This is a genomic window from Roseibium sp. AWQ4_254, assembly GCF_056161025.1.
Genome location: NZ_JBSWYH010000004.1, coordinates 109817 through 122314, shown reverse-complemented (window position 1 = coordinate 122314; position 12498 = coordinate 109817). Strand labels below are relative to the sequence as shown.

The window sequence follows — 12498 nt, the reverse complement described above, 5'->3', positions numbered from 1 at the left end:
TTACTGTTTATTATCTGCCGCGTCTGAAGCCTGCCAAACAGATACGAGCCCGTCAAGCGTAAGACCTCGAGGAATCAGCCCCTTAGCATCATCAAAAGGGATTAAGAGAGCCGATCCGATCCCTTTTCCGAATTCCCGGGAGATCCGGGCGGAAAATGGCAGTTCGTCCAGGTTTTCATTTGGTGTCCATGTGACAATAGGAAGGTCTTTCGCAACGCCCTTTTCCGAGACCAGCCATTCCACCGCCTTGTCTTCGCCGCCAATGGCGTCGACGAGCTTCTCCTCCAGCGCCTTGTGACCGGTCAGAATGCGGCCATTTGCCAGGGCTTTTGCCTTGACGGCGGCCAGTTGCCGGCGTTCGGCCACGAGGCCGACAAACCAGTCATAGGAATCGTTCACCAGCGACTGCAGCATGGCCCGTGCTTCAGGAGTTGCCTCGGAATAGAAGTCGGGTTCAGCCTTAAGCGGCGCGCTCTTGACCGCTTCCATCTTGACGCCCACCGTCTCAAGCAGTTTTTGCACATTGCCGAACTGGAACAGGACGCCAATGGAGCCGGTGATGGAATTGTACCTCGCGACAATGTGATCGGCGGCCAGCGCCACCATGTAGCCTGCGGAGGTGCCCACCGTGCGGATCTCGGCAACAACCGGTTTCTTTTGCGACAATTCGCGCAGCGCTTCATACAGCGCTTCGCCGCCGGTGGTGCTGCCACCGGGAGAGTTGATCGAGATCACCACGCCCTTGACCGCATCGGCCTTGCCGATCTTTTCGATCATCTGAAGCGTTTTCCGGTTCTCCATGATCACGCCTTCAATCGGAATGCGAGCGATATGAGCCGAGCGTTTGGACAGTCCGGACAGGCCGGACACATAGGCAAGGGAGCCCAGAAGGGCAGCTGCGATCACGACAAAGGTCGCCGCGCGCCAGAACGTTACCTTGCGCCGCAACCGTCGTCTATCCACCAGCGCATCAACATCTACAGGCATGAACAGGGCATCTCCCGGCAAGATCGTATGAAAACCAATAACCTACATAGGAACACAAAGTTCAAAAATGCAATTGAATATAAATACGGCTCGAACACAATGCCGCAGTTTCGGGCAAAGTGATGGCGAAAATGACACTTCTGGACAGATTGATCAAAAAAGCGGCCGCTTGGCCTGCCTGTGAGCCCGGAATCCCGTGCAAGAGCTTTGAAACACCGGGAAAAGTCCGGGAGGACGGTTTCAAACATCTTGACGAAAGCGGCTCCAATGGGCGCTGAACAGCGGCCTTGGAGTGGTCCCGGCAGGGTGAGGGCCAGTCTCCTTTGCCCGCTGACATCGTTGGATCGCATGTGTGGAGGGAAAACACCACATCGCGCAATCCGCCTCCTCAGTAGACAAAGCAGATCCGGTTAAATCGTGCTGACTTATCGCCCGAGGCTCTAGTTGATGCCTGTGAGCTGGATTTCGAAGGTCAATGCCTTTCCCGCCAGCGGATGGTTGGCGTCCAGTACCACCTCGTCGCCGGAAATCTCGACAACAGTGACCGACATGGTCTGACCGTTCTCGGTCTGGGCCTGGAGTTGCAGGCCGATTTCCAGCGGCACATTGGCCGGGATGGTCGTGCGTGGCACGGACTGGCGGGCGTCCGGGTTGTGCGGGCCATAGGCTTCGTCGGCTTCCATGCGCACGGTCTTTTCATCGCCGATCTTCATGCCGGGAATGGCCTTGTCGAGGCCGGAAATGATCTGGCCCGAGCCGACAGTGAATTCCAGCGGCTCGCGTCCTTCCGAACTGTCGAAGACGGAACCGTCATCCAGGGTGCCCTTATAGTGCAGGCGAACCGTGTCGCCATTTTTGGCTTCGGTCATGATGGGGTCGCAATTCTGTCTGGGGTGGGTTTTGAGGCCGCTTCCTTATGGCGGGTACTCGTCGTATTTCTCCCAGCCTAAAGAGCATGGAGCAAATGTAAAGGGTTGTGTCCCTTAGGTCAGAAAAAGAAAACCCGGCATTTCAAGCCGGGTTTTTCAACTCTATTGTCAATTCAGCCTAGTGTGTTGAATCTGAAATACGCCTCATCTTGGCAGTAACCGCCGGAGTGTATTTCAAATTCGAAAACCACACTAGAAACATAAACTTGCTAGTCACCTTCTTGAATCTGAAGTTCGTTCGGAGCGCACCGGGAAATCTGGCGAACTTCAGTTTCAGGTGATTAGCGTTTGGGCAGCGGAATCCATTCGGCAACGGACACATTTGCATGCTGGAACTGGGGCATCTTCTTGCCCAGGTCTTCCATGTTGCGCACGTCCTGTTCGTTCAGGAACTCCTGGGTGATCAGGGTCGGCGGGACGATCACCTGTTTGCCCGGATCTTCTCCTGCCAGCATCAGGGCCAGGGTGCGCACACTCACCTCGCCGACCACGGCCGGGTTGGTGGCCACAGTGGCCGCCCAGGCGGAGTCCGGTTCGCGCATGGCGGAGATATCCGCCGTTGAGACATCGGCGGAATAGATCTTGATGTCCTGATTGAGACCGGCTTCGTCAACGGCAATCTTCACGCCCTTGGCAAATTCGTCATAGGGCGCGAACACCACGTTGATATTCGGATGGGCCTGCAGTACGGACCGCGCCTGGTTGGCCACCGAATTGGCAATCGGGTTGTCGAGCGTGCCGAACATGGCCGCTTCCTTGATGCCTGGATTGTCCTTCTTCACTTCCTTCCAGGCAACGTCCCGCCGGTCGAGCGGGGCAATGCCGGGCACATAGACATAGCCTGCGGTGAAATTTGTGCCATTGTCCCTGATGGCCTGTTCCAGCGCCAGCTTGCCAAGCATGTAGTCGGACTGTTCGACCTGCGGGATGGCATCGTTTTCCACGTTCACATCAAATGCAACCACCTTGATCCCGGCCTCAACGGCGCGCTGGGCAGCCGGTTTCATGGATTCAGTCAAGCCGTGCTGGATGATGATGCCGTCCACGCCAAGGGCAATGGCCTGATCCACCATGTCGGCCTGGAGCGCAGCGTCCTGGCGGCTGTCCAGCACCCGCAGATCCACGCCGAGGGCCTGGGCCTGCTGTTCAACGCCCGAAAGATAGGACTGAAAGAAGTCCCCGGTCGACAGGTAGCGCACCAAGGCGATTTTCACCTCGCCCGGTTTGTCGAAAGGGGCGGGCATGTCGGCGGCAAGAGCGGCGCCGCTGAGGCTGCCCCCAAGGCCAAGCGAGGCCGCAACGGCCAGTTTCACGAACTCACGTCTTAGCATTTTTTTCCTCCCGTTAATGGCGCCGGACCGGCGTCACGCTGTTCGCCTGCCGCCGCGCCGCGACGACAGGTAGAATGTGAAGACAAGGGCGGCGACGAGCACGGCGCCCTTGACGAAGTCCTGCATGTAATAAGGGGCGTTCATCATGGTCAGGCCCTGCAGCAGGATGCCGACAAACAGGGCGCCCGCCGCTGTTCCGAACGCGTTCGGCCGCGCAGCGCCCAGAACCGCAAAGCCGATCAGGGCAGCGGCCACGCTGTCGAGCAGCAGGTTGTTGCCGGAAGCAATGTCCCCGCGCCCGAGCCGGGCCGCCAGCAGAATACCGCCAACGGAAGCCAGCATGCCTGAGATCATATAGGCGGTGATCTTGTAACGGTGCACATTGGTGCCCACCAGTCCGGCGGCCCGTTCATTGGAGCCGATGGCATACATGAGGCGGCCATGGCGTGTGTAGCCCAGAAACAGCCAGATCAGGAGGGCGATCAGCAGGAAGACGACCACCGGTACCGGCAGCAGCCGGTCCAAAAAGAGGTCGAACCGGTGACGTCCGAGCCACAGAAACGCGGCTGAAAAGGTGCCTTCGGCAACCGAGCCGTCCGCAAGGCTCATGCCGGTGGCAATCGAGTTGCCCTGGGTCGGAATGCGCTGAAGTCCGATCAGAAGAAACATCATGCCAAGGGTGGCCAAGAGATCCGGCACACGCATCTTCACAATCAGAAGCCCGTTCACCAGGCCGACAAGGGCGCCCATGACCAGGCACAGGGCGACCGCCACAAAGGCGGATTGCTCCAGGATCACCATCGTATAGGCGGACAGCATCAGGGCCGAGGTGGCGACCGAACCGATGGACAGGTCAAAGCCGCCCACAACCAGCGTGCAGGTGACACCGAGGGCGAGAATGCCGGTAATGGCAACGGATTGCAGGACAAACACTGCAGAGCGCGGGCTGGCGAAGCCGCTCGCATAAAGCGAGAAAAACAGGGCAAGGCCCCCAAGCAGGATCAAAAAGCCGTATCTGATGGCATAGTCGAGTGCGGTCTTGTTCATGCGGTCCATTTCATCCTGCAAGTGCCATCTGCGGGCTGGGGCCGGAGACATCGGCAACCAGGCTGTTCAGATCGACATTCCTGTTCACATATTCGCCAACAACCGCCGCCTCGTTGAGGACAATGATCCGGTCGGCGATTTCGAGGGCTTCATCAATTTCCGCGACAAAAACGAGGGTGGTCCGGCCCGGTGCGGTCTGGCGGATATGGTGGCCGATATCCCGTCGCGCGCCGATATCGACCCCTTGAAAAGGCTCGTCGAGCAGAAGCACGCGGGAGGGCTGCAGCAGCCAGCGGCCGATCATGACCTTTTGCTGGTTGCCGCCGGACAGCGTGCCGATCCCGTCCGAATTGTGCTGGCAGACAATGCCGATCCTGCCGATCATCCTCTCCGCAGCCTTGCGCTGGGCGGCGTCGCTCAGGAACGCGGCCCGGCTGAAGGCTTTCAGGAACGGCAGTGTCATGTTGTCGGAAATGTCAAAATCCGGCACGACTGCATTTTCGCTTCGGTCTTTGGGGGATAGGAACACCCCTTGCGAGACTGCATCTCCGGCACCTTCCGGCCGATAGGCCTTGCCATCCAGGCGCAGGCCTCCGGCGGCAGGCGCAGCCAGCCCGAAAATGATCTCCGCAAGCCGCGTCTTGCCGCTGCCCAGGAGGCCGGTAAAGGCAATGACTTCACCTTCAAAAGCGGTGAAGTCGATCCCGGCGCTGTGGTCGAATAGCTTCACACCCTCCAGCTGCAGCACAGGGTCCCCGCCGGAGACGGGCTCGATATCGACTTCGGTCATCTGGTGGCCAAGCATGGCATTCACCGCGCCCACATAGTCCAGCGGCTCGGTGTCAAAGACCCCGGAAATGGCGCCGTCGCGCATGGATATGATCCGGTCGGCGATGCGGCGGATATCGGACATGCGGTGAGAAATATACAAAATGGCCACCCCGTCGGCGCGCAGCCGGTCAATCAGCGCGAACAAGCGCTCCGCCTCCGAAGAGGACAGGGACGAGGTTGGCTCATCCAGAATGAGCAGCTTTGGCGCGCGGGCCATGGCCCGTGCAATGGCAATCATCTGCCGGTCGGCCACATCCAGGTCCGCAACCCGCATGCGCACATCCATGGTCAGGCCCATGCTGCCGGCAATCTCGCGGGCCTGACGGCGCAGGGCCCTGTCATTGACGAACAGTCCGGCGCCCGGCTCGGTCAGCCGGTCAAGCGTCAGGTTGGTGGCCACATCGAGGTCGGGGATCACTCCGTCGTCAATGGACTGGTGCACGGTGACGACGCCCTTGGCAATCGCATCGGCAGCGTCGGCCGGGGCAAAGGGGGCACCGCCCAGCTCAATGGTCCCGGCATCCGCGTGGTGATAGCCGCACAAGACCTTCACCAGCGTGGACTTGCCAGCCCCGTTGGCACCCATAAGTGCGGTGACTTCTCCGGCCCGCAGGTCCAGATCAATGCCTTTCAGAACGTGATTTCGTCCAAAAGACTTTTCCAGACGGCGGAGCCTGCAGGTGACGTTTTGCACCTTTCCTCCCATATTTTTTGAACGAGCTCCCATCTCGTTGTCCGGAGTTACAGCATGCAAAATAGGCATTTGTCAACTCGGTTGACTTTTGAGTAATCTTGCCCATTATCGGGCCGCAACAGGGAGGAAAAAGACAGTCATGGAAACGCCGGAACAGTATCAGCCCCTGACCCCTGAAAGCCTGGGCGACCGCCTGGCGCCGGTCGCGGCCGTTGCTCAGCGTGTGGGAGAAGATCCAGCCTCCTGGACCGTGCGCGAGGTCGGGGACGGCAATCTCAATCTGGTATTCATTGTGGAAGGCCCGGTGGGAACCGTGATTGTCAAACAGGCGCTGCCCTATGTCCGTCTGGTCGGAGACAGCTGGCCGCTGCCCCTTTATCGTGCCTTTTTCGAGTATCACGCGCTTGTCCGCCAGGCGCAGCGGGACCCGGGCGCGGTACCGGAAGTCTATCATTTTGACGAAGAGCAGGCGCTGATCGTCATGGAATTTCTTGCGCCCCACAAGATCCTGCGCCGCAAGCTGATCGAAGGAGAGACCGTTGAGGGGCTGGGCACGTTTCTCGGCACTTTCTGCGCCAGAACCGCCTTCCGCGGCTCCGAACTCTCCCTGAAGAGCGCGGACAAGAAGAAGGATGTCGGGCTCTTTTCGGGAAATGTCGAAATCCCGGCGATCACAGAGGCGCTGGTCTTCACCGACCCTTATTTTGAAGCGGAGATGAACCATCACACGCCGGAGCTGGATCCGGTGGTCAAGCAACTCCGCCTGAACGGCGAATTGAAGGCTAAGGTGCAGCGGCTGTTGATGAAATTTGCCTCCAACACCGAAACCATGGTCCATGGAGATCTGCACAGCGGCTCGATCATGTCGACCGGCACCGAAAGCCGGGTGATCGATCCTGAATTTGTGCAATACGGGCCGATGGGCTTTGATCTCGGCATGTTGCTGGCCAATTTCCTGATGGCCTATTTCAGCCAGCCGGCCCATCGGCCGGCTTCGGACCTGGACAGCTATCAGGAATGGATCCTGTTCGTGATTGCGGACACTCTGCAGGCCTTTGAGGCAGAGTTTTTGAACCTCTGGGCGACGGAACGGACCGGCATGCTCTATCCGCATGCCCTGTTCGAAGCGCAGGGGCTGTCGTCACAGCCCGCCTGCGCCGCCCTGTTATCCGGCATCCTGGCAGAGGCGATGGGGTTCTGCGGGATTGAAATGCACCGGCGCACTTTGTCGCTTGCCCACAACGCGGATTTTGAAGAGATCGAGGACAAGGGTCTGAAAGCCCGTCTGGAAGCGCGCAATCTGAAGATGGGGGCCGAGCTTGTCTTGACGCCCAGGGCGGTAACGTCCAGGGATGCCTTGCTCACGCTGGCCCGCCGTTTCAACAAAAGGGATATCATATGAAGGTCAACGGAACCCATTACCGTTCGCTCTGGTGGGATGCGGACAAGGGGGCTCTTCAGATCATCGACCAGCGCTGGCTGCCCCATGACTTTCGGGTCCAGCAGGTCGGGACGCTGGACGATTTCGCCGATGCGATTGTCGAAATGCGGGTGCGCGGCGCGCCCCTGATCGGGGCCACAGCCGCCTATGGCATGGCGCTTGCCGCAAAGCTGGACCCCTCCGATGCGGGCCTGAACGCAGCCTGGGCCTTTCTGGAAAAGACCCGGCCCACCGCCATCAATCTGCGCTGGGCGCTGAACCGGTGCCGGGACTATCTTTTACCCCTGCCGGAGGCCGAGCGCGGGCAGGCGGCGCTCAACCTCGCCCATGAAATTTCCGATGAGGATGTGGAGATCAACCGCAACATCGGCCAGCACGGGCTGGAGATCATCCGCAAGATTGCTGCTGGCAAACCGGCGGGACAACCGGTGAACATTCTCACCCATTGCAATGCTGGCTGGATCGCCACGGTAGACTGGGGCACGGCCACCAGTCCCATGTATCAGGCCCATGATGCGGGAGTGCCGATCCATGTGTGGGTTGACGAGACGCGGCCGCGCAATCAGGGCGCCCTGACCGCCTGGGAACTGGGCAGCCATGGCATTGCTCACACCTATATCACCGACAATGCGGGCGGGCATCTGATGCAGCATGGCCAGGTGGATCTGGTCATCACCGGCACGGACCGAACCACCCGGCGCGGTGATGTCTGCAACAAGATCGGCACCTATCTGAAGGCGCTTGCCGCAAAGGCCAATAATGTGCCGTTCTATGTGGCGCTCCCATCGCCCACGATCGACTGGACCGTGGATGACGGCGTTGCAGAAATCCCGATCGAAGAGCGCAGCGCCCGGGAAGTAACCCATATTCAGGGACTGACGGAAGAAGGCGGGATCGGCCAGGTCCAGGTGACGCCCCGGGGCACATCCGGTGGCAATCCGGCCTTTGACGTCACGCCGAACCATCTGGTGACCGGTCTGATCACCGAGCGGGGCGTGTGCGAAGCCTCTCCGGCAGGCTTGGCCGGGCTGTTCCCGGACCTGTCCAAGACCGCCGAGAGCGCATGAGCCCGGTCCCGGCGGGATCTGGAGCGCGCGGGACCGGAGCCCGCGTGCGCAACCAGGAAGAGGCAATCATCGAGGTGACCTGGTGCTATTATCAGGACGGCCTGAACCAGAACGAGATTGCCGCCCGCCTGGGTATTTCCCGGGCCACCGTGGTCAATCACCTTCAGGAAGCGCGCAAGCGGGACTATGTACGCATTTCCCTGGACAGCTCCATCTTCCGCGATCAGGAGCTTGCCCGCAGGCTTGCAGACCGTTTTGGCCTGCAGGATGCGGCGGTCATTCCGTCCGCGCCGGGTAGCGCCGATCAGTCGCTGGACCGGGTCGCGCGCATGGTGGCCGATTGGTTGCCCAGCCTGCTGGCGCCGGGAGACCGGTTGGGGGTTGCCTGGGGCGAGACCGTCTACCGGGTTGCGGAGGCGGCCCCGCGTGTGGCGCTTGAGGACCTGACGGTGGTGCAACTGGTCGGCTCCCGGCCCGCTGCTCTCGGTTTTGCCGCCGAAACCTGTTCGGCAACGCTCGCCCGCCGCTATGGCGCCCATTGCATCAATCTTCATGTGCCTCTGGTTCTCTCCGACAGGGACCTGGCCGAACGGCTGAAACAGGAACCGGTGATCCGGGACCAGCTCCAGGCCGTGGCCGGTTGCAACAAGACCCTGTTTGCCTGCGGCACCTGCAGCGCGGACAGCCACGTGGTGCATACGGGGCTTCTGGAGCCCGGGGACATCGGCACCTATGCGCGAAAAGGCGCAACAGGAGTGATCTGCGGCCGCCTGATCGATCAGGACGGTAACGGCCTGGAACGGGAGATCGAAGACCGGATGATCGCGGTGACCCTGGATCAGATGCGCGGCAAGGACATGGGGTTTCTGGTGGGCTCAGGCCCAAACCGGGCCATGCCTATGCTGGCGGCCCTGCGCGGGGGCTATGCGACCCATGTGGCCACCTGTTCCGACACCGCCTCTCACATTCTCAAACTGGTTGACGGCAATGCTTAAGACCCCTTATGCGGATACGCGCGATCTGCGCCAGTCCATCATCGACACCTGCCTTGAAATGAACCGGCGCGGCATCAATCAGGGGACCTCGGGCAATGTCTCGGCCCGGGCCGGAGACAGGATGGTGATCACGCCGTCCGGCGTGCCCTATGACGCCATGACCCCGGATATGCTGGTCTCTCTGCCGCTTGCGGGGGACGGCCCGGCGGAAGGGCCGCTGCCGCCCTCAACAGAATGGCAGTTCCACTTGGCACTGCTGCGGGCAAAACCAGACATGCATGCGGTGGTTCATGCCCATCCGGTCCATTGCACCGCGCTGTCCATCAACCGCATGGAAATCCCCGCCTGCCACTATATGGTCGCGCTTTTTGGCGGCAATTCGGTGCCGCTTGCCGGCTATGCCCTGTTCGGCAGCGATACTCTGGCCGAATGTGTGACGTCGGCCATGCAGGACCGTCACGGCTGCCTGATGGCCAATCACGGCGCCGTTGTGGTCGGCGAGACGCTGGAAAAGGGGCTGTGGCGGCTGGAGGAGATGGAAGTGCTGGCAAAGGCCTATTGCATCAGCCGCACGGTCGGCCAGCCGCATATCCTGTCCGATGCGGAGATCGGCGAGGTGCTTGGGGCCGTGGCCAATTACGGCATAAAATCGGCCTGACCTTCGGCGCCCTCTTGGGTTTCAGTGCCTGCCGGACAGAGCAGGAGCAAAATGCCGCCGGGCGGCCAGGGATCCAAAGCCGGAGACGGCGATCAAGGTGAGGCCCATCAGGGCCAGCCCGTCCGGCCAGTCGCCGAAAACAAAGATGCCGAGCAGCGTGGCGGCGAGCAGCTGGCTGTAAACCAGCGGTGCGACCAGACTGGCATCGGCCATTTTGTTGGCCAGGACCAGCAAATAGTTTCCGGCTGCCGAGCCAAGGGCGCTCACCACCACCAGCGCCCAGAACACACCATCTTGTTCAGGGAGATCAAGGCTGAGGCCAATGGGTGCCAGCAGAAGCGCGCCCAGAAAAAGCTGGGACATGAGCAACAGGCTTGGCCGCATGGTTCCGGCCAGAATTTTGGTCATGAACAGAAAGCAGCCGTAGCAAAGGCCCGCCAGAACCGCGTAGAAAATGCCCGCTGACGAGTCAAATCCAGGCTTGACCACCAATAGGACCCCGGCAAAGCCGAGCGCGAGCAGGCCGGATTGGACCCGGGTGGGCCGTTCGCCCAGAAAGACCGCCGCCAGCAGATAGGAAATGATCGGACCGACAAAAAAAGCTCCGAAGACATTGGCAATCGGCTCCGTCTTCAGGGCGGTCAGGATCGAACAGATCCCGCATATGATAAAGAGCGCCCGCAGGACCACCCGCCAGTCCTGATAGGCGGCCAGTTCATGCCATTTGATCCGGGCCAGGGGCCACAGCACCAGGGCGCCGATCAGAAATCTTGAAAACGCGACAAAAAGAGGCGGCACACCGCTGGAGGTGAGCAGTTTCCCGCAGGTGTCGCCAATGACAATCAGCGTCACGGCAAGAAAAACGGTGCCGGCAATCCGGCAGAGCAACAGGGCAGGCATTGGCGGAAAATTCGTCCGGTCAGGCAGGAAGACCCTGACCGGTAGATCCGAGCGGGCGCGGGTGTGCAAGTCCGGTTTGCGCGCTTTCGGTTCTGAAGGAAGGCGATCTAAGGGCTGGGGGTGTGTGCTACGACCGCGCCTCATAGGCTGAGGGGAGTGGCTGCCGGAATGACGCTATGTATCAGCGGGTTTTGCGGTTCTTTTGAGTATGGGAGATGCCCATAGGATTTCCTGAAGGCTGTTTGGGAGAAGGGTTTTTAACGGCCGGGCGGAATGCAATCGATGCGAAGCGAACCGCGAGAAAAATTAGAAAAGGAAAAAACAACTAGAAAGAGTATAAATTACATATACGTCAAGTGCAGATATATCACCTTCTAGTGCTCCTTTCAGGGAGGCTGTGAAGTGACAAAGGAAGAGCTTGATAGGAAGCGCGGAGACAGGCTGAAGCAGGCAATGCAAGTCCGCGGATACCTTAAGTCAATGGCATTGGCGGTTGAGTTGGACATTTCTCCAGCTGCTATCTCAAAATGGAAACAAGGCCATGCAATGTCGATAGACAATGCATGCAATATCTCAAAAATTCTCGATATTTCAATGGATTGGTTGCTTCTTGGGCGCAATGGACCGGACTGGCTCGAGCCTGGCCACCTGAATGCTCAAGAGCTTGAACTCCTGCAGAGCGTCAGACAGAGACCGGCGCGTGTCACGCGCCTGTTGCTGAACATCCTGGCGGAGATCCCGCAGAAGTAGCGGGCCGAACATTCAGCAAATCAACCATAGGTAAAAACTGGAAAAGAATCAACCAGAACTAAACTGCTTTTATTGGAAATTATATGAAGAATTAGTCAAAATAAAAATGCAATCAGATTAATTGATTTGATGAAAAAATCAATAATATTCTGATTGATGGGAGGTAATAGAGTTGGAGGATATGTAAAATGTCTACGTTACTTACGATAAATGTAAAGAACTTGGAAAGTGCTACTCAGGGCTTCTATTTTTTTCAACAACCTGCAGTTTATACGGGTGGAGGGCAGGTCTACAGCAATAGTCTCTTTTCGCAGAGCCTGGGCAACTACGGCGAAACCGGGTCGATTCTGACCTTCCAGGTGAACATGCAGTATTACGCGGGTATCCAGGAAGCGCACAGCACGCCCCAGGTTGGCCAGTCTTCGGGCTTTTCTTCGGCAAGCCGTGCAATCGATCTCGCACCGGCGGCTGGAACGGCCAACGACTGGACGACTGCGAGTGTGAACCCGTTGGGTCTGACACAGCCAACCTCGGGCACGGGTGTTCAGCCGGGGGCATTCCGTATCACGACACCGACATATTCGCCGCCGGCGATCTACAACGTTGGCTCGGCAGTCCAGGTCAACGGAGGAATTACTCTGTCGAACTTCGTTGTGGCGAATCCAAGCAACAACACGGACTGCCAGCCTATCCTGAAATACTACGTTCAGACCGGCGACTACACGCCTGGAACTGTCATGAACTTCACGGCTTCAAGTGTGAATGCAGCATTGTGTGATTTCACGGGCGGGCACTCGATCATCGACGTCACGCTGAATGCCAACGGCACTTGGTCGACCGTTGTAGTCGCCTAGCCAAGATGGTGCGC

12 protein-coding genes are annotated in these 12498 nt (G+C 59.3%); 6 read left to right on the top strand and 6 right to left on the bottom strand.

Features of this window, described 5'->3' with window-relative positions:
• The 5 genes from sppA to ACXAIC_RS04450 all read right to left on the bottom strand — a co-directional run bounded on the left by sppA (window position 1) and on the right by ACXAIC_RS04450 (window position 5831).
• Window positions 1-987 (bottom strand): signal peptide peptidase SppA, encoded by a 987-nt coding sequence (sppA, locus tag ACXAIC_RS04470; RefSeq protein ID WP_475174067.1) that lies wholly within the window; start codon window positions 985-987, stop codon window positions 1-3.
• A 440-nt stretch (window positions 988-1427) separates the two neighbouring features.
• On the bottom strand, window positions 1428-1856 hold the full coding sequence (locus tag ACXAIC_RS04465) for an FKBP-type peptidyl-prolyl cis-trans isomerase (protein ID WP_475174065.1): 429 nt from the start codon (window positions 1854-1856) through the stop codon (window positions 1428-1430).
• A 341-nt stretch (window positions 1857-2197) separates the two neighbouring features.
• Window positions 2198-3247, bottom strand: a complete 1050-nt coding sequence (locus tag ACXAIC_RS04460) for a substrate-binding domain-containing protein (RefSeq protein WP_475174062.1) — start codon at window positions 3245-3247, stop codon at window positions 2198-2200.
• Window positions 3248-3280: 33 nt separating this feature from the next.
• Window positions 3281-4294, bottom strand: a complete 1014-nt coding sequence (locus ACXAIC_RS04455; RefSeq protein WP_475174060.1) for an ABC transporter permease — start codon at window positions 4292-4294, stop codon at window positions 3281-3283.
• A gap of 10 nt (window positions 4295-4304) precedes the next feature.
• A complete protein-coding gene (locus ACXAIC_RS04450; protein ID WP_475174225.1) occupies window positions 4305-5831 on the bottom strand; it encodes a sugar ABC transporter ATP-binding protein in 1527 nt (508 codons plus the stop codon).
• 127 nt (window positions 5832-5958) lie between these two features.
• On the opposite strand from ACXAIC_RS04450, the gene mtnK reads away from it, so the two are divergent.
• From mtnK to ACXAIC_RS04430, 4 genes are read left to right on the top strand one after another with little or no spacing between them, the layout of a single operon-like run.
• The gene (gene mtnK, locus ACXAIC_RS04445; protein ID WP_475174057.1) at window positions 5959-7221 is read left to right on the top strand and encodes an S-methyl-5-thioribose kinase; all 1263 of its coding nucleotides are present in this window, start codon (window positions 5959-5961) and stop codon (window positions 7219-7221) included.
• Window positions 7218-8327: an S-methyl-5-thioribose-1-phosphate isomerase gene (mtnA, locus tag ACXAIC_RS04440; RefSeq protein WP_475174055.1), complete on the top strand. Its 1110-nt coding sequence runs from the start codon at window positions 7218-7220 to the stop codon at window positions 8325-8327. Before mtnK ends, mtnA begins: the two co-directional genes overlap by 4 nt.
• Window positions 8324-9322 (top strand): sugar-binding transcriptional regulator, encoded by a 999-nt coding sequence (locus tag ACXAIC_RS04435; protein ID WP_475174053.1) that lies wholly within the window; start codon window positions 8324-8326, stop codon window positions 9320-9322. The genes mtnA and ACXAIC_RS04435 overlap by 4 nt, the downstream gene beginning before the upstream one ends.
• Window positions 9315-9980: a class II aldolase/adducin family protein gene (locus ACXAIC_RS04430; protein WP_475174050.1), complete on the top strand. Its 666-nt coding sequence runs from the start codon at window positions 9315-9317 to the stop codon at window positions 9978-9980. The genes ACXAIC_RS04435 and ACXAIC_RS04430 overlap by 8 nt, the downstream gene beginning before the upstream one ends.
• A gap of 21 nt (window positions 9981-10001) precedes the next feature.
• Here ACXAIC_RS04430 and ACXAIC_RS04425 read toward each other — a convergent pair whose 3' ends face one another.
• Window positions 10002-10880 (bottom strand): DMT family transporter, encoded by an 879-nt coding sequence (locus ACXAIC_RS04425; protein WP_475174047.1) that lies wholly within the window; start codon window positions 10878-10880, stop codon window positions 10002-10004.
• 402 nt (window positions 10881-11282) lie between these two features.
• Between ACXAIC_RS04425 and ACXAIC_RS04420 the strand changes: the two genes are divergently transcribed.
• The gene (locus ACXAIC_RS04420; protein ID WP_475174045.1) at window positions 11283-11630 is read left to right on the top strand and encodes a helix-turn-helix domain-containing protein; all 348 of its coding nucleotides are present in this window, start codon (window positions 11283-11285) and stop codon (window positions 11628-11630) included.
• Window positions 11631-11818: 188 nt separating this feature from the next.
• Window positions 11819-12484, top strand: coding sequence for a hypothetical protein (locus tag ACXAIC_RS04415; RefSeq protein ID WP_475174042.1), 666 nt, complete (start codon window positions 11819-11821; stop codon window positions 12482-12484).
• The last annotated feature ends 14 nt before the right edge of the window (window positions 12485-12498 follow it).

Excerpts from the sequence above, each read along its gene's own strand:
- sppA (WP_475174067.1), bottom strand. The coding sequence starts at position 987 with ATGCCTGTAGATGTTGATGCGCTGGTGGATAGACGACGGTTGCGGCGC.
- ACXAIC_RS04465 (WP_475174065.1), bottom strand. The coding sequence starts at position 1,856 with ATGACCGAAGCCAAAAATGGCGACACGGTTCGCCTGCACTATAAGGGC.
- ACXAIC_RS04460 (WP_475174062.1), bottom strand. The coding sequence starts at position 3,247 with ATGCTAAGACGTGAGTTCGTGAAACTGGCCGTTGCGGCCTCGCTTGGC.
- ACXAIC_RS04455 (WP_475174060.1), bottom strand. The coding sequence starts at position 4,294 with ATGAACAAGACCGCACTCGACTATGCCATCAGATACGGCTTTTTGATC.
- ACXAIC_RS04450 (WP_475174225.1), bottom strand. The coding sequence starts at position 5,831 with ATGGGAGGAAAGGTGCAAAACGTCACCTGCAGGCTCCGCCGTCTGGAA.
- mtnK (WP_475174057.1), top strand. The coding sequence starts at position 5,959 with ATGGAAACGCCGGAACAGTATCAGCCCCTGACCCCTGAAAGCCTGGGC.
- mtnA (WP_475174055.1), top strand. The coding sequence starts at position 7,218 with ATGAAGGTCAACGGAACCCATTACCGTTCGCTCTGGTGGGATGCGGAC.
- ACXAIC_RS04435 (WP_475174053.1), top strand. The coding sequence starts at position 8,324 with ATGAGCCCGGTCCCGGCGGGATCTGGAGCGCGCGGGACCGGAGCCCGC.
- ACXAIC_RS04430 (WP_475174050.1), top strand. The coding sequence starts at position 9,315 with ATGCTTAAGACCCCTTATGCGGATACGCGCGATCTGCGCCAGTCCATC.
- ACXAIC_RS04425 (WP_475174047.1), bottom strand. The coding sequence starts at position 10,880 with ATGCCTGCCCTGTTGCTCTGCCGGATTGCCGGCACCGTTTTTCTTGCC.
- ACXAIC_RS04415 (WP_475174042.1), top strand. The coding sequence starts at position 11,819 with ATGTCTACGTTACTTACGATAAATGTAAAGAACTTGGAAAGTGCTACT.